The organism is Williamwhitmania taraxaci (genome assembly GCF_900096565.1).
Classification (GTDB): Bacteria; Bacteroidota; Bacteroidia; order Bacteroidales; family Williamwhitmaniaceae; genus Williamwhitmania; species Williamwhitmania taraxaci.
On record NZ_FMYP01000023.1, the window covers coordinates 1 to 26,225 of the forward strand.

Genomic DNA, 26,225 nt, shown 5'->3' on the forward strand with positions numbered 1-26,225 from the left:
AATCCTGCCAAAGTGAAACCTTTTTCAACCCGTGTATGGGCGTTCCGGTAAGCATAGTAAAGGTCTTGCCGCACGTTTTGCACTTGGAGCGCTGCCTCCCATTGAACATGCTGTGCTTAATGATCATGCTGCTCGAGCAGTGGGGGCAGACTTTCGCCTCCCCCAGCTGAGCCGTAAGTGATGCATCCGTATTTTTCAGCTCCCGCATTACCGTAACGCGCTCTTGTTCTGTCAACTGTTTTGCGAGTTCTCGGATTTGTTCAATTATTGTCATATCATAGAGACTTTCCACTAAGATAAGCAAATTTTTGCAACAACATTATCACTGAATAGAGCCTACCGAATCAATTCCTTTAATTTTCATTACGTTCATAATGAGATTGTTTAGGTCGTTGGCACTGTATACGTAAAGACCAATTACACCTTCGAATATTCCATCATGACTATCGATGTGGAGTTTTCGTATGTTGACGTTTAGTTCCTCCGAAATTACTTTTGTTAACTCGGAAACTATCCCAATTCTATCGATGCCCCGAATGCTTACGCTCGTGAGGAAGGACAGTATTTTATGGGTAGTCCATTTCACAGTGACCATCTTGTCTCCAAATTGGGATGAGAGGCGTATCACTTCTTGGCATTTGGTTTTATGAACGGTAACCTTGCCGTCCTTGTCGAGAAAACCGATTACATCATCGCCAGGAATTGGGTTACAGCATTGACCAATTCGGTAATCTAAAGCCTTTTCGTCGGCGTTTTCTTTGAGCAGGAATGGCTTTCTTTTGTCGATTACTTCGGTGGTGGTAGTTGGTTCTTCAGCGGGCTTACGTTTACGTGGTGTGGCGAGGAATTGTAAGCCCCAGTAGTGAATCCATTTATTTTGAGTGTTCTTTTTGAGGATTTTATTGAGGTTTTCGAGCGTGATAAGACCGGCTCCCAACTTGCTGTAAAGTTCATCTTTCGAAAGGCATTCGTAAGCAGGAAGCAGCTTGCGAAAGACACGCGAACTTGGTTTAACTCCGTTTTCGCGGAGTTCTTCTTCAAGAATTTGCTTGCCGATGCTAACTCTGTTTTTCGTCTCGGCTTTAAGCGCATTTTTTATTGTTTGCTTGGCCTTTGCTGTTGCAACAAATTCGAGCCACTCGCGCTGAGGCCGCTGGGCTTCAGCTGTTATTATCTCAATTTGATCACCACTTTGTAGTGTTTGGTTCAGCGGGGCTAGTTTATGGTTTACCTTAGCCCCAATTGCTTTATTGCCAATGCCAGAGTGGATTTCATAAGCAAAGTCAAGAGCTGTTGCACCTGCAGGAAGGGTTTTTGTATCGCCTTTGGGGGTAAATACGTAAATCTCGGAGGCAAACAGGTTTAACTTAAACTCATCAAGAAACTCCATCGCATCCGACTGTGGATTGGAGAGTGTCTCTTTAATTCGATGAATCCATTTATCAATTTCCGATTCGGCAGAGACATTTTCCTTGTATTTCCAATGCGCAGCAAATCCTCGTTCTGCAATATCGTCCATTCTACGCGACCGAACTTGTACCTCTACCCATGCACCGCCGGGTCCCATTACGGTTAAGTGCAGTGCCTCGTATCCGTTGGCTTTGGGAGTACTTACCCAGTCACGAAGCCTGTCGGGTTTTGGCTTGTAAATATCGGTAATGATGGAGTAGATGTGCCAGCACTGTGTTTTTTCTGGGATGGCTGGGTAGGGTTCGAAAATTATTCGAATGGCAAAGAGATCGTATATCTCTTCGAAGGTGACATTTTTGGTCTGCATTTTTTTCCAAACGGAATAAATGCTCTTGGGGCGTCCACTTATCTCGAATTCGATATTGTTCTCCTCGAGTTTCTGAATGATAGGAAGCGAAAATTTAGTGATGAACTGAATTCTGCTCTTTTCGGTTTCAGAAATTTTGTTCTTTATATCGTCGTATACCTCCGGAAACCTGAATTTTAGACTTAAATCCTCCAGTTCGCTTTTTATAGAGTATAGTCCCAATCGATGGGCTAGCGGTGCATAGAGGTAAATTGTTTCGTTGGCAATTTTTATTTGCTTATGCCTTGGCATGGATTCCAAGGTTCGGAGGTTATGAAGGCGGTCGGCGAGTTTAATGAGCATCACCCGAACATCATCGGTGAGGGTTAGCAACATTTTTCGGAAATTTTCAGCCTGAAGGGAGGAGTTCTTGTCGAAAACGCCTTCCATCTTGGTTAGTCCGTCGATAAGGGATGCGATTTTCTCTCCAAAAAGATTGCGCATATCCTCCACGGTATATTCCGTGTCTTCCACTACATCGTGCAGCAGTCCAACTGCGATTGATTTAGCCCCAAGCCCTATTTCTTGGGCACAGATTTTTGCTACTGCAATAGGATGGAATATATAGGGTTCTCCCGATTTTCTGCGAACACCCTTGTGCGCTTCATTTGCAAGATTAAATGCCTTGGTTATGAGCTTTAGATCTTCTTCGGAGTTACAGCGAATGCATGACTTTACTAAGTCGTCGAACTTCTCCAGGATTTGTCTCCGTTCGCTTTCTGTTTGTAGGGTATTATCTTCCTCAACCTTTAGGCTCATAGTCTTGCATATTCATCAATCTCATCTTTCAATTCTACATTTTTGTGTAAAGAACGTTTACAGTCCCCGATTTCTCCAAGACTTTTCCGCTGGGGAGCGTCACCTTTAGCACATAGATATACGATCCGGGTTTTACGAATTCACCTTGGTTTATTCTTCCATCCCAACCAGTAGAGCCGTCATACAATACTCGGCCATTTCGGTCGAAAACTTGAAGTGAAAAGTCAACTACAAACCCCGTAATTGGTTCAAACCGGTTTCTACGCTTGTTTGTTCCTGGGTTTACCATCTCGCTTAAAGGATCGATTGCGTTGGGCATAACGATATCAGGAACAATGGAGATGCAACTTACCTGCGATTGGCTTACCGTTTTATAATTTCCTTTTATCCATTCTGCTTCAATTCGATAGCATACTTCTGGTGATACATTTTTCCCAAATAGGGAGGAGACGTCATCGGTATAGGTTGCTTCAGTAATATTGGTTGCTATTTGCATGAAGGAGGGATCGATGGATGTCTTGCGCCATACCGAATAGGTTACCGATCCGCCAAAAAGTGGGTATTCCTGCCAAACCAAGTTGTTTGTTTCTCCTGCATTTTGAACGTTGACGATTAAACTCTGCGCTGTATCCGATCTTGCAACGATGTTGTTGCACTTGTTTTTTGCAATAATGTAGTAAAAGTATGTTCTGCCTCTTACAAGGCCATTATCGGCAAACTCAGTTTCCGTCTTATCGGTAAAAGGGTGGATGGAGTTAAAAATGCTAAAAATGTTATCGCTTCGGAATATCTCGAAGTTGTCAGTTCCTGTTTGATTATCGATACGATAACGCAAGCGAACAGCATTCTGGGAGCTAACTAGCGAATCGAAACCCATGGTAGCCGGAGCAATGGGCATCAGGGTGTTCTTGTAGATGTGATTAGACCATGAAGAGGTGCTATCCGCGTCATCTTTCACCGCTAGAATGGCAAAATGGTAGTGTTCGTTTTCGGTAATGTTTGGTAGCGAATAGATAGTGTCCGTACCTGTTACCGTTCCAATTTTAACTAATGCTCCAGAGTCAAAGGTTTGATTTCCAATTGAAGAGTAGATGTGATATCGTTTAACCCTATTCCCCCATCCAACATAACGCGTCCATGAAATCTTTAGCGTGGCCTTACAGCTGTCGTATTTGGCGGTGGCCCACATTGTTTTGTGAGGATCGGTAAGTCTACTTGGGATTAGTTTTCCCTTGGTGGCTAGCCTGTAACTCACCTGCTTCGCATTTGAATTGACTGTGGCACTAATATCGGTGTAGATAAATGTGCTTGCATCAACCGAGTCAATTTTTATAGTGGATATTTGACCGAGGTTGTCTTTTTCAAGTCGATATATGATGTAGCCTTTAATAAGCGAGTCGGGACTGGGGCTTCTGTCCCAGCGTAGCGTTATTTTTCCGCTGTTAATATCAGGACTAATTACTTTGAATATCGGCGGGTCTGATATTGGGTCTACGACTCTGGTTTGGGCAAGCAATCCGGAGGTGAAACAAGCAACCAATGCTGTAAGCAGCAGGTATTGCAGCGCTTTATTACCTGACATTTTTGGAGTAATTTTCATGGTATCTATCCAACTATACATACTTTCATATCATCAACACGAAGGTATTGCTTGGCAAGGTTCTGAAGCTCCTTGGAAGTAATCCTATTGGTTTCTTTATACGCATCTGAAAGATAGCTGAAATCTTGATTAAATACGCTCAAACTCTCCAGTATTTCAGAAATGGCTATTGGCCCATCTACGCTTCGGATTAGTTCTCCGGTTATGTAGTTAATCACCAATTCCAACTCTTCTTCCGAAATTAACTCTGTCGATAAGCGTTCTATCTCCAGCATAATTTCCTTAACGGTTTCTTCTTGATATTGTTTCCCTACTTCGGTGCTAATTACGATAATTCCTGCCTCCTTAAATGGAACAAGGCTTGCATGAATGCCATAGGTGTAGCCTTTATCTTCCCGAATATTCTTCATCAGTCGCGAGCCAAAGTAACCACCAAGAATGGTAACGAGCACGCTTAACTTAACAAAATCGGGATGGGTTTGTGTTATTGCAATTTTTCCAACTCGAATGGCCGATTGAACGGCATCCTCCTTCGTAAAGGTTAACTCCTTTTCGGAGGCAGTTGACGGTATTGGAAACCGTTTTGGGATCTTTGCTTCGCTCTTTTTCCATGCTTCGTTCCCGAAATATTGTTCCAGCAAGGGTAGCGTGTTAATGCAGCCGTTGCCTGCAATAATAATCAGGCACTCCTCGGGACAGTAAAAGTCGCGATGATAGGTCACAAGATCTTCGAGATGTAGCTTATCATAACTTTCGGGGGTGGCATAGCTGCCGTAAGGGTGCTTGTCGCCAAAGAGCATTGCCTGGTGTTGCTCCCGGGCTACGTAGGCTACTTTCTTTCTTTCGATGGTGAGCTGTTGCTTCTTTTTGAGCTTAATGTTCTCGAACTCCTTTGAGGGGAAGGTAGGGTATAGGATTATTTCTTGGAGCAGAGGGAGCAACTTCGAAGCATACTTGCTTAAGCAGTATAACGAGATACCTGCTTTGTCGCGGTCGAGTCCTTGGTCGGTATAGGCTCCGTGATATTCAAGTTGCTCGGCAAGGTCGGTTCCCGTGTAACTCTTAGTTCCCTCTGTTAGCATTCCTAGCGTGGTTGCGGCTACCAATGGTTTTGCTTGGTAGCGTGTTCCTGCATTAAAGAGAAAGGTGATGCGCAAAACCTCTTGTGTTCCACCTTCCACCATTTGAACCTTAACTCCGTTTGAGAGCAAATGGGTTTGGCTTCCGAGTATATCGAGCGATTCGGGAAGGGAGGATATAGGGGCTATTTTTCGGTTAAGCATGGTGGTTGGTTGTAGCTGGTTCGGGTAAATAGTGTAGTGTTGAGCATCTTGTTCGAATGAACAGGCTTTTTGAAACGCGGCAAATGTCGTCGATGGTTATCTTACGGTAATTCTCCATCTCCTTGTTTATAAGGTTGGCGTCGCCCAAGAGTTCGTAGAATCCCAGGTTCATCGCTTTGGAGAGGATGCCTACTTCCGAGAACATTACCGTTGATTCGAATCGATTTTTTACCTTTTCCAACTCATATTCCACGGGAGGATTCTCTTTCATTCCCTCTAACTCTTTCCATAGAAGTTCTTCCGCATCTTCCATGGTTACACCTTCGGCCGGCCTTCCGGTTACAACCAGCAATCCCGGTTCGATATCGCCGGTGATAAAAACGTTTAACTCCGAAAATCGTTGCTCTTCTTGAACTAGCTTGCGGTAGAGCCTTGATGACTTTCCATTGGAAAGTATATCGGAGATTAAATCGGTGGTATGATAGTCGGGGCTATGCCGGCCGGGCATAACGAAGGCCATGTAGAGCGATGGATATGGAACCTTTCGGTAAACCGTTAAACGTCTCTCTTCTGTCTGTTCCGGTTCGGGGGTAATGGTTTTATTGGAGAGTTTCCTCTGCTCTATTGGGCCAAACCATTTAGTGGCCAGTTCAAATACTTCCGCAGGGTTAATATTTCCTGCAACCGAAAGAATGGCGTTGTTTGGGCCGTAGTGGGCGAAAAAGAAATCTTTAACATCGGTGAGCGTTGCCTCCTTAATGTGATCGATCGACTTGCCAATAGTTGCCCATTGGTAAGGGTGGTGCTTGTATCCTAATGGACGTAGCAACAGCCACACGTCGCCGTAGGGTTGATTTAGGTAGCGTTGGTTGAACTCTTCAATTACTACGTTGCGCTGCACTTCCAGACTTTTTTTCGAGAAGGCTAAGCTGAGCATCCTATCTGACTCGAGCCAGAAGGCCGTTTCGATATTCTCCTTTGGTAGGGTTATGTAGTAGTTGGTAATATCGTTGTTGGTAAAGGCGTTGTTCTCGCCTCCAGCCATTTGAATGGGCTCGTCGTAGGATGGAATGTTAACTGAGCCACCAAACATTAAGTGTTCAAATAGGTGGGCAAATCCAGTCTTGTCGGGATCTTCATTTTTTGAGCCAACGTTGTACACAATGTTGAATGCAACCAACGGTGATGATTCGTCGTGATGTGCCAGCACCGTTAACCCGTTTGGCAATACTTGTCTCTCGTATTTTATCATTGGTTAAAGCGTAAAGTGGTAGGTTGGGTTGGTTGCAACCTCAATTAATGCAATTTGATATTCACGGAGCAAGTCGTTAAAGATTGCACTTACTGGTTTTACTCCGCCCAGCAATGATGCTACTTGGCCAATCTCCAGTTCTCCTTCGATTAACTCTCCCTCAAAGATACCTTTTTTTGCTCGCCCTTTTCCAAGAATCTCTTTTAGCTCCTCTGGCGATGCTCCTCGCTGTTCGGCTTCAGCAATTTTATCGTAAAGTGGATTCTTTACCAATCTTACCGGTGCTATTTTTTTTAGGCATAGCATGGTGTCGCCCTCTTCCATGGAAATTACTTTTTCCTTGAAGTTTTGGTGTGCCGAAGATTCTTCGGCAATTGCAAAGGCTGAGCCAATTTGGACTCCATCGGCACCCAGAACCAATGCGGCAAGCATTGCTTGGCCGCTTCCAATTCCCCCGGCAGCCATAAGGGGAAGCGTGGTGGCTTTTCTTACCGATGGAATTAGGGTTAGGGTGGTGGTTTCTTCGCGTCCATTGTGTCCGCCCGCTTCAAACCCTTCGGCAACAATGGCATCAACGCCTGCGTCCTCTGCTTTTTTGGCAAACTTAGCGCTCGAGACCACGTGAACCACGGTAATGCCATGGCTTTTTAATCGTGAGGTATGCGTTTTTGGATTCCCTGCCGAAGTGAAAACGATTTTCACCTCTTCCTCAATTATAATGTCGATGAGCTGGTCGATTTGGGGGTATAGTAAGGGCAGGTTAACTCCAAATGGCTTGGTGGTGGCTGCTTTTGCTTTCTGCACGTGTTCGCGGAAGGTATCGGGGTGCATGGAACCAGCACCCAGTAGGCCAAGCCCACCTGAATTGCTAACGGCTGCGGCTAACCGCCATCCACTGCACCAAACCATACCACCCTGTATAATTGGATACTGTATGTTGAAAAGTGTGCAAATCCTATTGTTTTCCATAGTTTTAAAATAATCGAACTACAAAAATAGTCACTCAAGATGACTTTTCAGCAGGAATTCAAGGAGATATTGTATTTAGACTGTTATCAGGTGTTGGCGTATCCTTTGGAACAACGTAATCGGTATCTTTTTAAGGGTGGGATGGGGAGTGTAAACTTGTTGAGTTTTATTCTTGCGTGTAACCGTTTGCGCATATCCTAACTGCAATTGTTTTTAAACGCTACGCTTAAGCCTCACCTTTTTGCAAAACTTGCCAGAGATTCTCCAGTGAGTGTTTTTGTCTTATCAATTTTAAGCCCACAAACAACAACTATTACACCGTAAGCATATTCTTATTCACATTGTTCTTTTCGACTTACTGGGTATATCCTCTCTTTTCTGAATAATTCGTTTTAACTTTGGCCATCTGATAATCTTTTCAAATGAAGTATACCTTTAACACGAAGTCTTTTCTTTTTCGGTTGCTATTCTGGTTGCGTGCCATGCCGCCCAAACGGCTAATTATAATTCTCAGTTTTGCAGTAGGTATCATGAGTGGATTGGCTGCTGTGGTTCTTAAACAGTTGATTCATTTTGTAAAATTTTTCCTTACCAGCTGGTTTCCGGTGGAGAGCGAAAGTTATCTCTACCTAGCATATCCTATGTTGGGTATCTTTCTTACGGTTCTCTTTGTTCGCTACTATGTAAAGGATAATATTTCCCATGGAATAACCCGGGTGCTTTATGCCATTTCGAGGCGTGAATCGCGATTAAAGCGACACAACACCTACTCGTCTATGATTGCATCCTCTCTCACCATCGGGTTTGGTGGATCGGTAGGAGCCGAGGCACCCATTGTGCTTACGGGTGCTTCACTGGGATCGCAGGTGGGGCAATGGCTTGGCCTCGATTATAAGAGGATTACGCTTTTGCTAGGGTGCGGTGCTGCAGGGGCAGTAGCTGGAATTTTCAAGGCTCCCGTAGCGGGTATTCTATTTACCTTGGAGATATTGATGCTCGATCTTACTATGGCATCTATCGTTCCATTGCTTATCTCCGCAGTAACGGCAACCTTTGTTTCCAACTTTCTTATGGGTAGCCAGGTGCCGTTTGCCGAAAACTTGCTGGAGCCTTTTCGGATGAGTAACGTTCCTTTTTACCTTATTTTGGGGTTGTTCTGTGGTCTTATTTCTTACTACTTTACCGAAACAACTCTCCGAATTGAGCAGCGATTGTCCCGGATTGATGTGTGGTGGAAGAAACTTCTTATAGGTGGAATTTCCCTTGGCTTGCTCATTTTTCTCTTTCCTCCGCTCTATGGCGAAGGCTACGAAACATTGGAGGCGTTTTTCAATGGCCACGCCAGCGATGTGTTTGCCAATACCTATTTTTATGCCTATCGCGGTAGCGTTATCGTTACCATAATATTTCTTTCGCTGGTTCTGTTCCTAAAGGTGCTCGCCATGGCATTTACCAACGGTGCTGGTGGGGTGGGTGGAATCTTTGCACCTTCACTTTTTATGGGCGGTGTGGCAGGCTACCTGGTGGCCACTATTATCAATGCTACCGGCTGGATACAAGTGTCGCCAGTGAATTTTGCTATGGTGGGCATGGCTGGTATAATGTCGGGGGTGATGCATGCACCGCTCACCGCTATCTTTCTCATTGCCGAGATTACGGGTGGTTATACTCTCTTTCCGCCATTGGCCATTACCGCTACAGCAGCCTACCTTACTATTATCTACTTTGAACCCCACTCCCTCTACACAAAGCGGTTGGCTCAATCGGGCGACCTGATTACGCATCATAAGGATAAGGCTTTGCTTACTTTGCTTAAGCTCGATTCGGTTATTGAACGCGATTTCACTACCGTAACACCCACCGATACCTTAGGTCAACTGGTGAAGTCGGTATCTCGATCGCGCCGCAACCTCTTTCCCGTGGTCGATGATAAAGGTATTTTTCTTGGGATTGTCCTGCTTGATGATATTCGCACGGTAATGTTTCGGTCCGACAGTTACGAGACCTCTTACGTGAAGGACTTTATGAGTTTTGCACCCGCCAGTGTTTCGCTTCTGGAACCTATGGAGAGTGTGCTAAAAAAGTTTGAAGACTCTGGTGCGTGGAATCTTCCCGTTGTAGAGGATGGCCTTTACGTAGGGTTTGTTTCCAAATCGAAAATCCTCTCGGCCTACCGTGAAATGCTGGTGCAGTTCTCGGACGACTAGTGTTAGCTACCAGTTTTACTATTCGCCTTTCATTACTTGCTTTATTATTGTTCGCAAGGCGCCTGTTCTGTTCGCTGCTTTAGCGATACTTTTTCGAGGGTTTCCGTCTTAACTTCATAGTCGGTTGGTTTTTCCTCTTCCTGCCGAGGCACCTCTGTCGCATCGTTAGTGATGTACGAGGGTAACTTCACTGCTGGAGTGTGTTTGCTCAGGAATTCCTGTTCGCAATAGTTGTAGATTTTTTCGTCGAAGAGTTCGCCACAGCCTACCTTGTCAAAAATTTCACGTATTTGGGTATTCTCCGTCACCTCTTTTGCAACGAAGGAGCTTAGCTTGTCGATGGCGAGGTATTTCTTGTCGAGCATTTGAAGTCCGGTAAGCTGCTTGAGCAAATTACCTTCTGGGGTGCCATTGCTGGTAATGAACAGGAATGTGCGGAGGAGCAGGGCATCGTCTTCCACGGTAGCCACAAAGTAGCCTACCTTAACACTGTTATACCTTAGCGCTATGAGTATTTGATTTTTCCTGATTACTATAGTTTCAGGTTTTTCGAGCGATAAAAATATACTGCCGGTTGCCCCTCCCTGGCGTATACTGTCCAGCCGTTCATTTATGCGGTGAATGGCATGCTTTTGGATGTAAACTTGCAGCAGTTTATCCTGCTGCGGGTGTTCTATTCCTAGTTCCGCTGGGGTAAGATCATGGTATTTTAGGTGTTTGATTGGGTCGTTGAAGTGGAACCACGCTACGCGCATAGCTTCGCGGCTATGCCCATCAATCTTGAACTTGCGTGTTTCCGAATTATGGCGGCTAGCTATGAATGCAAGCGTCCTGATTTTGTGTTCACCGGTGTAAACTTTGTCCGGGTAGATGTAGCAGAACCCTCGCTCGTAGCGGCTCCAGATTGCACCAACGGTATAGCTGACTTGGTAGAAGGCGATTATGTAATCTTGAAATTGTTTTTCGATCACCTTCATTGGTCCAAATACAGCCTCAAGCATCGGTGTGTTTTTGTCCGGTTCCTCATAATTGATTTTAAGGAATTGGAGGAACGGTATGCCCAGGGTTAGTATATCGTAAAGAGATACCTTGGGTTTGCCGTGAAACATTGTGCATTGCTTGTCCTTTAGAAGATAAATAATGTAACGCTTTATATCTTCAAGCTCTTCCTTAGTGAAATGGTTGCTGCTGCTGCTGGTTGGAACTATTTTTACCCCTCCCGTTTTGCAGTAGTAGATCAATTCGTATTCGAATGGCGTAAGCTGCTCTGCTATTTCAGGGCTTGACTGTTCTGCAATGAAGGTCTTAAACCGTCTGTTCATCTCGTTGCGTTGCTGTGCTTCTTGCACTTTCGGGGCAACTGCTGCCCCTCGCTTCTGCTTTGTCATGGGGTATTCGGGTTTATGCAATGGATTTTTGCGTTTACACTGTGGGCATTTCCGCCCATTCCGCCTCAAGGTTGTGGTTAGCAATGTAGGCTGGCAGCTTCACGGCAGGGGTGTGCCGGTTGGAAAATTCAATAGCCGTATAGGTTTGGAGTTCCTTGTCGAAGAGGTAACCGCAGTCTGCCTTTTCGAAAATCGCACGTATTTCGGCATTCTCGGCAACCTCTCTTGCCACAAAGGAGCTGAGCTTATCTATGGCCAAGTATTTTTTGTCGAGCATTTGGAGCCCAGTTTGCTCCTTTAGACGATGCCCTTCGGGGGTGCCGTTGTTGGTTATGAAGAGGAAGGTGCGGATGAGTAATGCGTTGCCTTCCACGGTGGCCACAAAGTAGCCCACTTTTACTTTGTTTAGCCGCATTTCCAATAGAAACTTTCCCGGCTTTACGATGTGGGCTATGGGCTCGTTGATGGAGTCAAACAGGGGGAGCTGCAACGTGGTGAGTTTTATGCTGTCGAGCCTGTCCGTTATGCGCTGGAGGGCGTGCTTCTGAATGTAAACCTTAAGCGGTACGTTGGGACTGGCATTGGGAATGCCGAGCTGAGCTTGGCTGAGCTCTATGTAGCGCAACTTTTTTAGGGGCTCATCGAGGTCGAACCACGCTACGCGGTAAGCTTCCCGCCCGTAACCTTCAACCTTAAAGGTGCGCTTTTCCGGCAGGTGCCGCTTGACAACAACGCTGTTCAGTAGTATTGAAGCTTTGCTATTCTCGTCGTTGCAAGCGTATATTAGTCCGTTCTCGTAGGTGCTGAACATTATCCCAAAGACGTACATTAAGAATTGAATCCTCTCGCCAAGGGACGTGTAAGCGTCCGCCACATCTGTGACGGGGCCAAAGTGTGCCCTGAGACGGTCGGCTATCGGCGATTCTTTGTTGTAGGCATCGACTAGGAACACCAGCAGCGGAACGCCAAGCGTGAGCGCATCGTGCAGGTTGGTGTTAGGCAAGCCTGGGAATAAGTCCTGCGTCTGATTTTTGAGGTATGCAGCGAACAGGTTCTTCATGATCTTAAGCTCGCTGCTCCTGAATTCGCTGTCGACGGCGGGGTGAATCTTTATTCCCGAACGCTTGTAGGTGTAGAGCAGTTCGTAGTTACGCGGCGTGAAGAGCGATGCAATTTCGGGGCTCGACAACTCTTCTATAAATGCTTTGAACCGCCTAGTGGTCTCATTCCTGTGCTGTGCTTCTAGCACTTTTGGGGCAACTGCAGCCCCTCGCTTCTGCTTTGTCATGGGGGTGTCGTTTAGTGGTTTGCTGATAAATTTACAACATTATGGAATTCAATTCCAGTATTTTTGTCAAATATTTTATCCGGACAAATATTTTTGTTTGAGGGGCGATCGTCTTTCCGTCGGCCGCCAGAACCATGAACCGATAGTGGATTGCCTCTCTGTCGGTCGCCAGAACCATGAACCGATAGTGGTTTGTCTCTCTGACAGGTGTCAGAAGCCCCAACGACTAGTAGTTTGCCTCTCTGACACGTGTCGGAAGCTTGAACCGATGGTGGTTTGTTTCTCTGTCGGTCGCCAGAACCATGAACCGATAGTAGTTTGCCATTCTGATAGGTGTCGGAAGCCTTAACCGAGGGTGGTTTGCCTCTCTGTCGGCCGTCAGAACCCTGAACCGATAGTGGTTTGCCTTTCTGATAGCAGTCAGAAGCCCCAACCGCTAGTGGTTTGCCTCTCTGATAGGAGTCAGAAGCCTGAGCTGATAGTGGTTTGCCTCTCTGATAGCAGTCAGAAGCTCCAACCACTTCCGGTTTGCCTCTCTGTCGGGGTTCTGCCGCCCTTTTGCACTCTCTCGTGGGCCAAGCCCGTAGGGCTTGAATGTGAATAGCCACAGGTGAAACCTGTGGTGGTGGATCCTCCCGAAACGCCAACCCCGATAGGGGTTGAATTAACATTGCACATGTGCCAACAACGTTCAACCACTCCGTGGTTGCTGCTACACCTGCCCACCTAACCCCGCATTGCATTTGGGGCTATTGCCTTCGGCGAACTCACTTCGCTCGGTTCAAATTAAATCCCTACAGGATTTGTGCTCTTGGATATGAACATTGCCCTCTTTTAACTTTTACCCTTTACCTCTTTTGCTCTTCGCTGTAATTTTCACGGCTGCATTGTCGCAATGGTGTAACTGTGGTTTTAAAAAGAGTTGTCGAATTATCTTCCTCTAACTTCTTTTAACTCCTTTTACTTCTTCTAACTTCTTCTTGTTACCTTTGCCCCACAACAGTAAACCGAATAACAGTGATATTTCCCAGCAGTTTTGAGAGTAAGTTAGGTTTCGAGAAAATCCGAACCATAATTTCGGAGCTATGTGCCACCGAGGGTGGACGTGAAATTCTTGCGGAGGTGAAGTTTTCCAGCACCTTTGCGGAGGTAGAGGAGAATCTTGTGCTCACCAACGAAATGAAGACCATCATCAACATGGAGAATTCATTTCCGGGAAGCGGGTTTTCCGATTTTGCCTATCTCGTAAAGCGCATTCGGATTGAGGGCACCTTCCTCGAGGCCGAGGAGCTGCTCAAACTGCGCAACGCGCTGGGAGTGGTGCGCGATTTGGCACTCTTCTTTAAACGGGAGGAGGCCGTAAAATACCCACGGTTAAAAGAGCTGGCTCAGCCCGTTTCGCTTTCGCCGGTAATGGTCGATAAGATCGATGCCATTGTTACCAAGCACGGAAAGGTTAAGGACAATGCATCGCCCGATTTACAAAGCATACGCCGTTCTATCTCCGAGAAACAATCGCAGGTCTCAAAACGGTTACACTCGATACTAAAAGCGGCGCAGGCCGATGGCTACGTGGATGAGGATGCCACCATCTCCATACGTGAGGGTAGGGCGGTAATTCCTATTCCTGCGGGCAATAAGCGCAAGCTCAAGGGGCTTGTGCTGGGCGAGTCGGCCACCGGAAAGACCTTCTTTATAGAGCCGGTTGAGGTGGTGGAGCTCAACAACGAGCTGCGCGAGCTGGAGTTTGCCGAACGTCGCGAGGTGATAAAGATACTCACCGATCTGGCCAACTTTCTGCGGCCCTATATTCCGGAATTGCTGGATGCCGCACTGTTTCTTAGCACCATCGATTTTATTCGTGCCAAAGGGCTTTTTGCCATTCGCATTGATGGAATTATGCCGCTACTGAATCAGGGGCCCAAGCTGGAGTGGACCAAGGCCCGCCATCCGCTGCTCGAAATTGTGCTTAAGCGCGAAAAGAAACCTATTGTTCCTCTAAATATACCCCTTTCATCGAAAGACAGGCTGCTCATTATTTCTGGACCAAACGCTGGTGGTAAATCGGTTTGCTTGAAAACGGTGGGCTTGCTGCAGTACATGCTGCAGTGCGGCTTTCTGGTTCCCATGTCGGAGAACTCGGAGATGGGAATATTCCAGCATCTACTGGTGGATATTGGCGATGAGCAGAGTTTGGAGAACGATTTGAGTACCTACAGCTCGCACCTCATGGCCATGAAGGCTTTTCTTCGCTACGCCAGTCCCAATTCGCTTATCCTGATCGATGAGTTTGGAACAGGAACCGAGCCTGCATTGGGCGGGGCAATTGCTGAATCTATTCTCGAGAAGCTTGCGGCGCAAGGGAGTTGGGGCGTAATCACCACCCACTATACCAACCTAAAGTTGATGGCCGGTAAGATTACCGGAATTCAAAATGGTGCTATGCTCTTTGACGTGGTGAAGATTCAACCGCTCTTTCAGCTGGAAACCGGAAAGCCGGGTAGCTCGTTTGCTTTTGAAATTGCGCATAAAATTGGTTTGCCCGATGATGTTCTTGCTGCCGCTCGCGAAAAGGCGGGAACCTCGCATATCGATTTTGAGAAGCAGCTGCGCGCCATTTCGCGCGATAAGCGCTACTGGGAGGAGAAGCGCAGTGGTGTAAAGAATTCCGAAAAGCGCCTCGAGCAGCTTATCGAAAAGTATGAAACAGAGTTGTCGGATTTGCAATCGAACCGAAAACTTGTGGTGGATAAAGCCAAGCAGGAGGCCAAAGATTTACTGTCGGGGGTAAACAAACAGATTGAAAACACCATTCGCACCATAAAGGAGGCAAATGCCGAAAAGGTGAAGACCAAAACGGCACGACAGGAGTTGGAAGAGGTGCGCAGCAAGGTTGAGGCGGACGACAGCAGCAGCGACGAGTGGGTAACCAAAAAGATGGAGCAGCTGCAGGCTCGGCAGAAGCGAAAAAGCGAAAAGCCGGACGGTGTTGTAAAAATATTGGAACCCGAGAAGATTGTGCCCAACGCCCCGCTGCAAAAGGGCGATAAGGTAAGACTCATTGGCCGCGATACCATTGGCGAGGTATACGAAGCATCCGAAAAGAATGTGATTGTTGCTTTTGGAAGCATGCTCACCACCATCGATAAGGGGAAGGTGGAGCGCATCAGCAATAACGAGTATAAGCAAGCAGTGAAAGAAACTAAGGCTCCAGTGACCTCGCATGGAGTGGATACCATGAAGATGCGGATGAACTTCTCCAACACGCTCGATGTGCGCGGCATGCGCGGCGACGCTACCATGCAGGCCGTTCAGGAGTATATCGACGAGGCGGTTATGCTCGATATCTCCGACGGACGTATACTGCACGGTAAGGGCAACGGAATCCTTCGCGAGCTTATTCGCAGCTATCTGAAAACCATTCCCGATGTGTCGCACTTTGCCGATGAACAGCTACAAATGGGTGGCTCGGGTATAACGGTGATAAAATTTAGGTAGATTAGCCACTGAAAGAAAAGGAACCATGGAGACACAGAGATGATGTATTCATACTAATCTTGTTTTGCTTGATGTAGATTTTTGTTTTCTATAGTTTTTTATTTAGTCTCAGTGTTCTCCGTGCCTCTGTGTTATTTTAAATGATTAGTTCATGCTGGTTTACCTTGATGAAATATCTCCCCGGACTACCTACACCCTCGATTTGGTGTTTAGGCAGTGGTTAGGGATAGAGTATAAGGTTACTGCCTGTAAATTTCAGTTTGAAGACTCCCTCGAGAGTAAGTTCTGTTATGCCGAGGAGTTGGTAGGCGGTGACCTGTGGATTAAGCCATCCGGGTTTTTAAAGCGCAATGATATTCTCCATATTGATGTTGCTGCTACGGGGGAAGGGCGCGATTTTGTCTGCTTTCCGCAGCAGGCGGGATTGCTTCCATTCGATATCTTCGCTGCCGTCTTTTATATGGTTAGCCGCTACGAGGAGTATTTGCCGTTTACCCCCGATGTGCATGGGCGGTTTCCCTCCGCCGATTCATTCACGGTTAAGCACGGAATATACGAGATCCCAATTGTAGATATCTGGATGGCTCGGTTGGCTGCCGAAATAAAGGCGATTTATCCATACCTGGCCCTTAGGCAAACTCCAATACAGCCGTTAGTTCATATCGATGTCGACAATGCCTTTGCACATAAGGGGAAGGGTTTTGTTCGAACGACAGGAAAGATAGCCGCTGCAATTGTTCACTTCCAGTTTAAGGAGGCTACAAAGATCGCAGCGGTTGCGTTGGGCTTTTTGCAGGATTCTTTTAATACTTACACTCAAATATCCAATGCGGTTTCAGCCGCAAAGGTGGAGCAGATGTGGTATTTTCACTTAGGCAATCTAACAAAGTTCGATCGCCCCGTTTCGTGGAAAAGCAGAGCAATTCGTGCTGCCATGGCCAATGTAGCCGAAAAAGGAACTGTTGGGATTCATCCATCCTATGAGGCTGGGCTTAACTTGGCTCTGCTGGAAGAGGAGGTGGGGCGGTTTGTTAAAATCATGGGGCATCGGCCCGAGATTTCTCGATTCCATTTTCTGCGCTTTCGCTTCCCCGAATCGTTTCGGGTGTTGGTGGCGGTGGGGATCAATCACGATTATTCCATTGGGTTTTCCGATAGGGTGGGATATCGTGCTGGCACCTCAAGGCCATTCCCTTTCTTCGATGTGCAAAACAACTGTGCTGAGACCCTCGTTTTGCATCCGTTTGTAATGATGGATTCGGCGCTGAACTACCAGCTGCGCTATACTCCGGCGTTATCCGTTGAAAAGTTTTCGACCCTTTATAGCAACCAACAAAACACTGGTGGGGAGTTTGGTGTTGTTTTCCATAACGAGATCGTTTCCGGTGTGGCTCCTTGGTTGGGATGGGATAGCTATTTTTACTCCATAATGCAGTTGAAGTTGTAGCAAATGAACGTCACCTATATTCGCCATGCACAGATTGATCGAAAGCGTTGGGATGCTTGCATTACCCATTCGGTGAATGGTATGGCCTATGGTTATACCTGGTATTTGGACGTTGTATGCGAGGGCTGGGATGGTTTAGTTATGGACAACTACAGCGCTGTGATGCCGCTGACTCATGGTAAGAAGGTTGGGATTGGTTATCTATATCAACCTTTCTTTACCCAACAACTTGGGTTTTTTTCAACAGTGATTCCCTCCTCTAAACTTGTGCAAATGTTTCTTGGGGCGATTCCTTCCAAGTATCGAATGGTTGACATCTCCTTAAATACCTATGTTAATCCAAAGTCTGTTGTAGGATTCGAGATGGATAGGCGGCAGACCTATCAGGTCGATTTGGTGCAGCCCTACACGAAACTCTACCAGAAATACTCAAAGAATACTCAGCGGAACTTGGCAAAGGCAATTGCCCTTGGTGTTTCGGTGGTAAAAGGGGTCGATATTGCTACCTTTTTGGCATTTACCCATGCACACTTGAAGGCCGATTTGTCCGAGCGGGCCAATTCGATTATGGATAGACTTGCACGGCAGTTGGTCTCCAGCGGTCATGGTGTGATTATGGGGGCTTACTCCAATACCAATACTCTGTGTGCCGCCGCTCTATTTCTTAATACTCATGCCAAAAGCATATACCTACTTGCCTCCTCAAGCGATGAGGGAATTGAGAATAGAGGAATGTTTCTGCTTATTGATACCTACATCAACGAATACTCAGAGCGACCGCTGGTGCTCGATTTTGAGGGTTCAATGATTCCTGGGGTAGCAAAGTTTTACGCAGGATTTGGGGCGCAACCAACCGGTTACCCACACATTTTTCGCCAAAAATTACCACTACTGTTACGCTGGGCCTTAAGCCTTAAGCGGAGGTTATTCCATTAGGCTCTCGAAATCAATCTCGGCGGCAGCAACGCTTTCGCAGAGTTGCCCTTTTTCACATTTGATGGTTCGTGCAGGGAATTTTTTGAGAAGGCCATAGTTGTGGGTTGCCATAATCACGGCTCTGCCGCTCTTACTGATCTCCACCAGCAACTTCATTATATCGTCGGAAGTTTCAGGATCAAGGTTTCCCGTAGGTTCGTCGGCTAGTATTATCTCGGGGTTATTCAAAAGTGCTCGGGCTATAACCACCCGTTGCTGCTCTCCACCCGAGAGCTGGTGAGGGAGTTTGTAGTCTTTATATTGCAGTCCTACCTTTTCCAGCACATCGCTAATGCGCTGCTTAATCTCGGCTTTATTCTTCCATCCGGTAGCCTTAAGCACAAAAAGCAGGTTGTCGTACACGGATCGATCCGAGAGTAGTTGAAAATCTTGGAATACGATTCCCATCTTACGACGCAACAGCGGAATTTGCTTGCGTTTGATTTTCACAAGATCGAATCCGGCCACTACGCCGGTGCCTTCCTTCAGCGGCAATTCCGCATTTATCGTTTTTACTAAACTCGATTTGCCGCTTCCGACCTTACCGATTAGGTATATAAACTCGCCTTTATCTACTGCAAGATTCACCCCCGAAAGCACGAGGTTTTCGTTTTGAAAGATGTTGGCACTCTTAATTTCGATAATTGTGTCTAGCGACATAAGCGTTTTTCTGTTGATGATAGTTCCTTATTAAAGGAGATTGCTACTTTTGTTGAGCTAAAATTAGAAATAAAAATTGCATCCGTGAGTTATTAAGAGAAAAAGGATGATTGTTTCTTTCATTTTGCTACTTTTAAACTCAATTGCATAAAAAACTAATTCTATATGGCCATCAGGAAGAAGATTGTTTTCTTGTTTATGCTCTTGCTTGCCGGTTCGGCTACTTTTGGACAGCAAACGGCTAGTTATACCCATCCCGATAAGTTATACAATCGGGCATTGGAACTATTCAACAAGGATAAATATGCTGCTGCTCAGAAGCAGTTCATCTTGTCATCGAAAGAGTATGCCGGTGAAAATACGCAGAAACTTGCTCTTTCGGAGTTTTACAAGGCCCTATGTGCGGTAAGGCTCTTTAATGACGATGCCGAGTTTTTAATCACCTCCTTCATTACCAACTTTCCCGAGAATCAAAAGGTAAATGAGGCTTACTTTGAACTGGCTAAGCTGCGCTATCGCCAAGAACGCTATGCCGACGCCATCACTTGGTTCGATAAAGTTGATCATAATGGTCTAACCGAAGAGGATCGAGCTGAGTTTTTCTTTAAACTGGGTTACGCCTGCTTTTCTCTGAATAACTACGAGCGGGCCTCTAAGTCTTTCTTCGAGGTGAAGGATACCGACAATAAATTTAATTCGCCGGCAACTTACTACTACTCTCATATTGCCTACCTACAACAAAACTATGCTACTGCTTTAAAGGGTTTTGAACGTTTGAAGGACGATGAAGTTTTTGCCCCAATGGTGCCTTACTATATTGTTGAAATCTACTTTTTGCAGAAGAATTACAGCAAGGTGATAGAATATGGCCCTGAGGTCTTGACTGGTGCCTCCGAAAAACGAGCACCTGGTGTGGCACGTTTTATTGGTGAATCCTATTACCGCAGCAAACAGTTTCCGGAAGCCTTGCCCTATCTCGAAAAGTTCCTAGCCGGGACTCAGAATCCCAGCCGCGACGACAGTTACCTTGTGGGGATAGTTTACTACAAGGCCGGCGATTTTGCTAAAGCCGCTCCTTTGCTCGAGAAGGCCACCGCTGGCGAAGACACACTAAGCCAAAATGCGGCCTACCATCTTGCCGATTGCTATGTAAAACTAGGCGATAAAAGCAAAGCGCGTGCGGCCTTTTCGCTTGCAGCCAAGAATAACTTCGATCCTGCAATTCGCGAGGATGCGCTCTTCAACTTTGCAAAGATCACCTACGATCTTTTTTACTCGCCATTCAACGAGGCTATCGATGCGCTGAATACATACATAAAGGAGTATCCAAATACGCCCCGCACCGATGAGGCTTATCGTTACCTTGCCATTGCCTATACCAACACCAAGAACTACACTGGTGCATTAGATGCAGTGCTGAAAATTGTAAAACGGGATGCCACCATAAATGAAGCCATTCAGAAAGTGGCTTACTTTAGAGGTCTTGAACTCTTTCAGAATTTGAACTTTAGCGAGGCTATAGCGAAATTCTCCATATCGCTCGAGAATCAATCCTACAACAAAACATTGGCTGCCCAAGCGCTCTATTGGCGAGGTGAGGCATACTACCGACTTGGCGATTATGTTAACGCCTCTTCCGACTATAGCCAGTTTGTACTCAGCCCTGGATCATTTTCGCTTCCAGAGTTCAATCAGGCTCATTACGGCATGGGCTACGCATGTTTCAAGTTGAAAGACTATGAGAATGCCATTGTTTGGTTTCGGAAATACTTAGCCTTTGCAGTTAAGGCAAAAGATCGGTTTATGGGAGATGCCTATAACCGTACCGGTGACTCTTACTTTATGCTTCGCCGCTTCTGGTTGGGAATCGATTACTACGACAAATCGCTAGAAACGGGATTGTATGACCCGGACTATGCTCTCTTTCAACGTGGCTTCTCACTTGGTTTGCTCGACCGACCAGAAAAGAAGCGGGAGTCGCTCATTTCTTTGGTTGATAAGTTTCCTTTATCACCCTATGTGGATGATGCCCTGTATGAGTTGGGCCGAACCAGCAACATGCTTCAGGATAAGGTTGCCGCTCAAAAATACTATTCAAAACTAATTGTAGAATATCCTGGTAGCAGTTACTATGTAAAGGCGCTTGTGGAAATGGGGCTGCTGAGCTATAATAGCGATGATGATGCAAAGGCGTTGGAATACTATCAGCGGGTTGTTGAGGAGTATCCTGGGTCGCCCGAGGCAAAGAACGCATTGCTAGGAATTAAAAATATATATGTCGATCGCAACCAAACGGATGCATACTTTGCATATACCAATAAACTTGGTGCATTCGCAGTTGTTGGACAAGCCGAGCGGGACTCGTTAACTTATTTAGGTGCCGAAAAAGTTTATATGAGTGGCGATTGCGAGAAATCTACTGCTAGTCTCAATAAGTATTTGGATGAATTTCCCAATGGAGGATTTGTAATAAACGCCAATTTCTATCTCGGCGATTGTGCAATGCGCAGCTCAGACTATGTGAAGGCCCTTGGTTACTTCTCGACAGTTGCCAGTAAACCTCGTAGCCCTTTTTCGGAGCAAGCGTTACTTGGTGCTGGTTCAGTGTCGTTCGCCCTCGAAAAGTATACCGATGCGCTTAACTTTTATCAGCAACTCGAATCCCAAGCCGAATTGAAACAGAATTTACTCGAGGCGCGTGTTGGTATGTTGAGGAGTGCCGTTAAGTTACAGAAGAATGAGAATATTGTTGTAGCCGCCGATAAGCTGCTCGCCACCGAAAAAGTTACTGAAGAAATGGTGCGGGAAGCACGGTTTAATAAGGCACAAGCACTGATGGCGCTGAATCGACTCGATCAAGCTTTCGACCAGTTTTCGGCAGTAGCCGCGAGCGTTAAGAGTAAGGAAGGAGCCGAATCTAAATTCCATATGGCTGAAATTCTCTTTATGCAAGCCAAATACGATAAGGCTGAGCAGGAAGTATTCTCCTTCGCTGAGAAAAATTCACCTCATCAATACTGGATGGCCAAGAGCTTTATTCTGCTTGCTCAGATCTACGTTCAAAAGAATGATCTTTTCCAAGCTAAGGCTACGCTTCAAAGTGTAATTGACGGCTATGCAAACAGTACCGATGGTATTATCGATACTGCTTCCGCAATGCTGGTTGATTTGGTGAAACGCGAGAAACAATCGCTCGAACCATCCACTACGGAGTCGGATCAAATTAAGATGGGACAGTAAAAAACAATTAACGTTAATTTGCAGAGGAATGAAACGAATATATATAGCATCAATACTTTCCATCATGAGTTTTGCCTCTTTTGCCCAAGGCAATATTGATAAGGAAGTTCAGGTAGTTAGGGCGTATGATCCAGTGCTCTCCGACGCGTTTAAAATAAATTTACTTCCCTCAATTGCGGATACCGTAAAGTTGATGCCAAACCTATCTTACGCTATCTTCTCGAAGGTTACCAATACCCAATTTAAGGTTTCTCCAATGCCTGCTGCCAAATTAATTGGCGAGCCGGTTTCGGCCATCACGCCCTTCTTTGTGAAGTTGGGGTTGGGTTCCACTATGTCGCCCCTTCTAGAAGCGTATTACGGAAGCGTTCGCAAGTCCGATCTTAACTATGGTGCCTACGTTAGGCACTTCTCCTCGGCGGGCAGGATTAAGCTGGATAATGGAAGCAAGCGCAAGGTGATGCAATCGGAAAGCGCTCTTGGACTAAACGGCAAAAAGATATTGGGGAACTCTGCTTTTGAAGCAAGCATGGATTATAACCGAAATCGGGCTACCTTTTATGGCGTCGATCCTACTTTTGTGGGAAGCATCGAGAATGATTCTTTGAAGCAGGTCACCAACAGGTTCGGGGTTGAATTAGGGTTGCACTCGCTCTATACCGATTCTACTCACTTAAATTACACGGGCAGGGTAGGATACACTTACTTTGGCGATAAGTTTTCCATGTCGGAGAATAATCTCGATATCTCTTTCTCCGGAAATCAGTTTTTCCAAACCGAACGCGTAGGTGGTGAAATACAAATCATGCATATTTCCAAGAGCAGTGAGTTGAGCAAGGAGCCAAACACCGTATTCAGGTTGGCTCCATGGATTGGCCTTTTTGGACCCGATTGGCGCGCAAAGGCAGGGGCTAACTTTGTTTCAAACAGTTGGGGTGGACAGAGTGATGTTTACATTTATCCCTTGGGTGAGATATCTTACGACGTAATCGGACACTACTTTATTCCCTATATCAATATTGGAGGCCATTTGGAGGTTAATAGTTACGAGAAAATTCTAAAGGAGAATCCATATGCTACGCCAGGATTAAACGTCCGAAATACGAACCATAAGTTTTCCTTTGAGGGTGGACTGAAAGGCAAGTTCTCCTCTTCTGTCTCGTTTAATGTGGCCGGTTCATTTTCGCTTTCCGATAGTCTTTACTTCTTTGTGAACAATTTTGCAACCAACCCTAGCACTTTTGGGGTAGTTTACGATAATGCTCAGGTTACCCACTTCTGTGGTGAGCTTGTGGTAGGTGTTTCACATACATTTAGCCTTATCGGTCGTGGAGAGGTGACTCGCTATTCGCTTGACAAAATTTCCAAGCCATGGCAAAAACCATCTTGGGAGATTACCGTATCCTCACTATTCAACCTGAAGGATAAAATCTACATCAAGGCTTCGTTGGTGGGTGTGGGTGAGCGATTTGCTTATGCCGGCGATGGCGGTGTTCCTGGAGATGTAACTTCGGTTAAGTTGGATCCGATTCTCGATCTCAGTTTGGGTCTTGAGTATAGGATTACAAAGGATTTTACAGTGTATACCGATTTTAACAATATAGCGGGTGGAAGTTACTACCAATGGTATCGCTACTCCACATATGGGTTTAATGCCTTAGCAGGTATTACGCTCTCTTTTTAGTTCGCTTTCTGTTGATAAGTTTCCACACACTGTTGTATAACTCTTCTGCTGATAGCGAATATTTTGCTATCTTTGAGGGTTGTATTGAAAAATTAGTTGTTGGTTATTAGCCCATTGATTTTATGAAACGGGCGTAAATGTGAGTTTTCAATGAGTGGTATCGAGAACGAAATGGACAAGGTAATTACGCCGTCCGAAAATATTTCAAATGGCAGCTATTCTGCCGACAGTATTCAGGTTCTTGAAGGACTTGAGGCCGTTCGTGTTCGCCCATCTATGTATATTGGCGACGTTGGCTCTCGTGGATTACACCATCTTGTTTACGAGGTGGTCGATAACTCTATCGACGAGGCAATGGGTGGCTATTGCAAGAACATCGACGTTACTATCAATGAGGATAACTCTATCACCGTTGTTGACGACGGACGGGGTATTCCGGTTGATTTGCATGAGAAGGAGCAGAAATCTGCACTCGAGGTGGTTCTTACCGTACTCCACGCTGGTGGAAAGTTTAACAAGGATAGCTACAAGGTTTCCGGCGGTCTTCATGGAGTTGGTGTTTCTTGTGTGAATGCACTTTCTATTAAGTTAGTGGCAGAGATTCATCGCAATGGTAAAATATATCGACAAGAGTTTAGTGAGGGTAAGCCTCAAACCGGAGTTGTAGTGGTTGGCGAAACCACAAGAACCGGTACTACCATTACATTTAAGCCCGATGCAACTATATTCAACTTGCTTGAGTATAATTCTGAAATTCTAACTTCTCGTCTCCGAGAGTTGGCATTCTTGAATAAGCGCATTCGACTCACCCTTACCGATAGGCGCGAAATTGAAGAGACAGAGGATGGCCCTGTATTCCATAAAGAGGAGTTTTATTCGGAAACTGGTTTAGTTCAGTTTCTTGAATTTCTGGATGCCACTCGTGAAAAGTTGATTGAGATTCCAATCGCCTTTGAGACCGAAAAGAATGGTGTTCCGGTTGAGGTGGCTATTCAGTATAATACCAGCTATAACGAAAACGTTCACTCCTACGTCAATAATATCAATACTATTGAAGGTGGAACGCACCTTACCGGCTTTCGTAGAGGTCTTACTCGTACCCTAAAAAAGTATGCTGAGGATAGTGGTTTACTTAAGGCGGTAAAATTTGAGATCAACGGCGATGACTTCCGTGAAGGACTTACTGCCATTATTTCGGTTAAGGTGGCCGAGCCTCAGTTTGAGGGTCAGACTAAAACCAAGTTGGGTAACTCCGATGTTTCAATTGTAGTGGATCAGGCCGTAAGCATGGCCTTAACCAACTACTTGGAGGAGAATCCTCGTGATGCTAAAATTATTGTTCAAAAGGTTATTCTTGCTGCTACTGCTCGTCATGCTGCCCGTAAGGCGCGTGAGCTCGTTCAGCGCAAGTCTGTACTTTCCGGATCGGGACTTCCCGGTAAACTTGCCGACTGCTCCGAGAGGGATCCTGCTGCTTCCGAGATATTCTTTGTCGAGGGAGATTCTGCAGGTGGAACGGCTAAACAGGGCCGTGACCGGAAATTTCAAGCCATTATGCCTCTCCGTGGTAAAATTCTCAACGTAGAGAAAGCCATGGTTCATAAGATCTTTGAGAACGAAGAAATCAAGAATATATTCACCGCATTAGGTGTTCATATTGGCACCGATGAGGATAGTAAAGCATTAAATGTTGATGGTCTTCGCTATCACAAGGTGATTATTATGACCGATGCCGACGTGGACGGAAGCCACATCGATACCCTTATTATGACCTTCTTCTTCCGCTACATGAATCAGATTATTCAGAACGGTCACCTTTATATTGCCACACCGCCACTTTACCTTATTAAAAAAGGGAAGGAAGAGCGCTACTGCTGGAATGAAGAGGAGCGCGTGAAGTATGTTGAGGAGCTTGGTAAAGGCAAAGAGGGTAGTGTGCATATCCAACGTTATAAAGGTCTTGGAGAGATGAACGCCGAACAACTTTGGGACACTACCATGAACCCCGAAAACAGAATACTACGTCAAATTACCATTTCGAGTGCTGCCGAAGCCGACCGTATCTTCTCTATGCTTATGGGTGACGAAGTTCCACCTCGCCGTGAGTTTATCGAGAAGCATGCAAAATATGCAAGGATCGATAGCTAGGATGTAATGAT

17 protein-coding genes are annotated in these 26,225 nt (G+C 45.8%); 7 read left to right on the forward strand and 10 right to left on the reverse strand.

What is annotated here, in order from left to right; translation table 11 throughout:
- The 6 genes from BLS65_RS07620 to BLS65_RS07645 form a co-directional block, all read right to left on the reverse strand.
- Positions 1–274: IS1 family transposase (locus BLS65_RS07620; RefSeq protein WP_139180956.1), on the reverse strand; the 274-nt coding region annotated here is incomplete at its 3' end.
- A gap of 48 nt (positions 275–322) precedes the next feature.
- The gene (locus BLS65_RS07625; protein WP_092437586.1) at positions 323–2,575 is read right to left on the reverse strand and encodes a RelA/SpoT family protein; all 2,253 of its coding nucleotides are present in this window, start codon (positions 2,573–2,575) and stop codon (positions 323–325) included.
- A gap of 34 nt (positions 2,576–2,609) precedes the next feature.
- Entirely contained in the window at positions 2,610–4,157 is a 1,548-nt protein-coding gene (locus BLS65_RS07630; RefSeq protein WP_125869803.1) for a hypothetical protein, read from the reverse strand.
- A gap of 23 nt (positions 4,158–4,180) precedes the next feature.
- Positions 4,181–5,458, reverse strand: coding sequence for a M16 family metallopeptidase (locus BLS65_RS07635; RefSeq protein ID WP_092437590.1), 1,278 nt, complete (start codon positions 5,456–5,458; stop codon positions 4,181–4,183).
- On the reverse strand, positions 5,451–6,710 hold the full coding sequence (locus BLS65_RS07640) for a M16 family metallopeptidase (protein ID WP_092437592.1): 1,260 nt from the start codon (positions 6,708–6,710) through the stop codon (positions 5,451–5,453). The genes BLS65_RS07635 and BLS65_RS07640 overlap by 8 nt, the downstream gene beginning before the upstream one ends.
- A gap of 3 nt (positions 6,711–6,713) precedes the next feature.
- On the reverse strand, positions 6,714–7,679 hold the full coding sequence (locus tag BLS65_RS07645; RefSeq protein ID WP_092437594.1) for an NAD(P)H-dependent flavin oxidoreductase: 966 nt from the start codon (positions 7,677–7,679) through the stop codon (positions 6,714–6,716).
- A gap of 422 nt (positions 7,680–8,101) precedes the next feature.
- Here BLS65_RS07645 and BLS65_RS07650 point away from each other — a divergent pair, with 422 nt between their 5' ends.
- Positions 8,102–9,886 carry a chloride channel protein gene (locus BLS65_RS07650; RefSeq protein WP_092437596.1) on the forward strand — a complete coding sequence of 595 codons (1,785 nt, stop codon included), beginning with the start codon at positions 8,102–8,104 and terminating at the stop codon, positions 9,884–9,886.
- Positions 9,887–9,930: 44 nt separating this feature from the next.
- Here BLS65_RS07650 and BLS65_RS07655 read toward each other — a convergent pair whose 3' ends face one another.
- The 3 genes from BLS65_RS07655 to BLS65_RS07665 all read right to left on the reverse strand — a co-directional run bounded on the left by BLS65_RS07655 (position 9,931) and on the right by BLS65_RS07665 (position 13,233).
- A complete protein-coding gene (locus BLS65_RS07655; RefSeq protein ID WP_092437598.1) occupies positions 9,931–11,274 on the reverse strand; it encodes a hypothetical protein in 1,344 nt (447 codons plus the stop codon).
- Between the two features lie 34 nt (positions 11,275–11,308).
- On the reverse strand, positions 11,309–12,334 hold the full coding sequence (locus tag BLS65_RS07660) for a hypothetical protein (protein WP_139180957.1): 1,026 nt from the start codon (positions 12,332–12,334) through the stop codon (positions 11,309–11,311).
- A 239-nt stretch (positions 12,335–12,573) separates the two neighbouring features.
- A complete protein-coding gene (locus BLS65_RS07665; protein ID WP_212590512.1) occupies positions 12,574–13,233 on the reverse strand; it encodes a hypothetical protein in 660 nt (219 codons plus the stop codon).
- 346 nt (positions 13,234–13,579) lie between these two features.
- Between BLS65_RS07665 and BLS65_RS07670 the strand changes: the two genes are divergently transcribed.
- The 3 genes from BLS65_RS07670 to BLS65_RS07680 all read left to right on the forward strand — a co-directional run bounded on the left by BLS65_RS07670 (position 13,580) and on the right by BLS65_RS07680 (position 18,443).
- The gene (locus BLS65_RS07670) at positions 13,580–16,060 is read left to right on the forward strand and encodes an endonuclease MutS2 (protein ID WP_092437604.1); all 2,481 of its coding nucleotides are present in this window, start codon (positions 13,580–13,582) and stop codon (positions 16,058–16,060) included.
- Between the two features lie 151 nt (positions 16,061–16,211).
- Entirely contained in the window at positions 16,212–17,507 is a 1,296-nt protein-coding gene (locus BLS65_RS07675; RefSeq protein ID WP_092437606.1) for a DUF7033 domain-containing protein, read from the forward strand.
- Positions 17,508–17,510: 3 nt separating this feature from the next.
- Positions 17,511–18,443: a hypothetical protein gene (locus BLS65_RS07680; RefSeq protein ID WP_092437608.1), complete on the forward strand. Its 933-nt coding sequence runs from the start codon at positions 17,511–17,513 to the stop codon at positions 18,441–18,443.
- Here BLS65_RS07680 and BLS65_RS07685 read toward each other — a convergent pair.
- Positions 18,432–19,142 carry a cell division ATP-binding protein FtsE gene (locus BLS65_RS07685; protein ID WP_092437610.1) on the reverse strand — a complete coding sequence of 237 codons (711 nt, stop codon included), beginning with the start codon at positions 19,140–19,142 and terminating at the stop codon, positions 18,432–18,434. The two genes, BLS65_RS07680 and BLS65_RS07685, sit on opposite strands and share 12 nt — an antisense overlap.
- A gap of 165 nt (positions 19,143–19,307) precedes the next feature.
- On the opposite strand from BLS65_RS07685, the gene BLS65_RS07690 reads away from it, so the two are divergent.
- The 3 genes from BLS65_RS07690 to gyrB all read left to right on the forward strand — a co-directional run bounded on the left by BLS65_RS07690 (position 19,308) and on the right by gyrB (position 26,214).
- A complete protein-coding gene (locus BLS65_RS07690; RefSeq protein WP_092437612.1) occupies positions 19,308–22,382 on the forward strand; it encodes a tetratricopeptide repeat protein in 3,075 nt (1,024 codons plus the stop codon).
- 28 nt (positions 22,383–22,410) lie between these two features.
- Positions 22,411–24,066: a TonB-dependent receptor gene (locus BLS65_RS07695; protein ID WP_092437614.1), complete on the forward strand. Its 1,656-nt coding sequence runs from the start codon at positions 22,411–22,413 to the stop codon at positions 24,064–24,066.
- A 171-nt stretch (positions 24,067–24,237) separates the two neighbouring features.
- Positions 24,238–26,214 (forward strand): DNA topoisomerase (ATP-hydrolyzing) subunit B, encoded by a 1,977-nt coding sequence (gyrB, locus tag BLS65_RS07700; RefSeq protein ID WP_092437662.1) that lies wholly within the window; start codon positions 24,238–24,240, stop codon positions 26,212–26,214.
- Positions 26,215–26,225: the final 11 nt, after the last annotated feature.

What these genes read in the sequence shown, in the direction of transcription:
- BLS65_RS07625 (WP_092437586.1), bottom strand. Translation starts at nt 2,575, where the DNA reads ATGAGCCTAAAGGTTGAGGAAGATAATACCCTACAAACAGAAAGCGAA.
- BLS65_RS07630 (WP_125869803.1), bottom strand. Translation starts at nt 4,157, where the DNA reads ATGTCAGGTAATAAAGCGCTGCAATACCTGCTGCTTACAGCATTGGTT.
- BLS65_RS07635 (WP_092437590.1), bottom strand. Translation starts at nt 5,458, where the DNA reads ATGCTTAACCGAAAAATAGCCCCTATATCCTCCCTTCCCGAATCGCTC.
- BLS65_RS07640 (WP_092437592.1), bottom strand. Translation starts at nt 6,710, where the DNA reads ATGATAAAATACGAGAGACAAGTATTGCCAAACGGGTTAACGGTGCTG.
- BLS65_RS07645 (WP_092437594.1), bottom strand. Translation starts at nt 7,679, where the DNA reads ATGGAAAACAATAGGATTTGCACACTTTTCAACATACAGTATCCAATT.
- BLS65_RS07650 (WP_092437596.1), top strand. Translation starts at nt 8,102, where the DNA reads ATGAAGTATACCTTTAACACGAAGTCTTTTCTTTTTCGGTTGCTATTC.
- BLS65_RS07655 (WP_092437598.1), bottom strand. Translation starts at nt 11,274, where the DNA reads ATGACAAAGCAGAAGCGAGGGGCAGCAGTTGCCCCGAAAGTGCAAGAA.
- BLS65_RS07660 (WP_139180957.1), bottom strand. Translation starts at nt 12,334, where the DNA reads ATGAAGAACCTGTTCGCTGCATACCTCAAAAATCAGACGCAGGACTTA.
- BLS65_RS07665 (WP_212590512.1), bottom strand. Translation starts at nt 13,233, where the DNA reads ATGTTAATTCAACCCCTATCGGGGTTGGCGTTTCGGGAGGATCCACCA.
- BLS65_RS07675 (WP_092437606.1), top strand. Translation starts at nt 16,212, where the DNA reads ATGCTGGTTTACCTTGATGAAATATCTCCCCGGACTACCTACACCCTC.
- BLS65_RS07680 (WP_092437608.1), top strand. Translation starts at nt 17,511, where the DNA reads ATGAACGTCACCTATATTCGCCATGCACAGATTGATCGAAAGCGTTGG.
- BLS65_RS07685 (WP_092437610.1), bottom strand. Translation starts at nt 19,142, where the DNA reads ATGTCGCTAGACACAATTATCGAAATTAAGAGTGCCAACATCTTTCAA.
- BLS65_RS07690 (WP_092437612.1), top strand. Translation starts at nt 19,308, where the DNA reads ATGGCCATCAGGAAGAAGATTGTTTTCTTGTTTATGCTCTTGCTTGCC.
- BLS65_RS07695 (WP_092437614.1), top strand. Translation starts at nt 22,411, where the DNA reads ATGAAACGAATATATATAGCATCAATACTTTCCATCATGAGTTTTGCC.
- gyrB (WP_092437662.1), top strand. Translation starts at nt 24,238, where the DNA reads ATGGACAAGGTAATTACGCCGTCCGAAAATATTTCAAATGGCAGCTAT.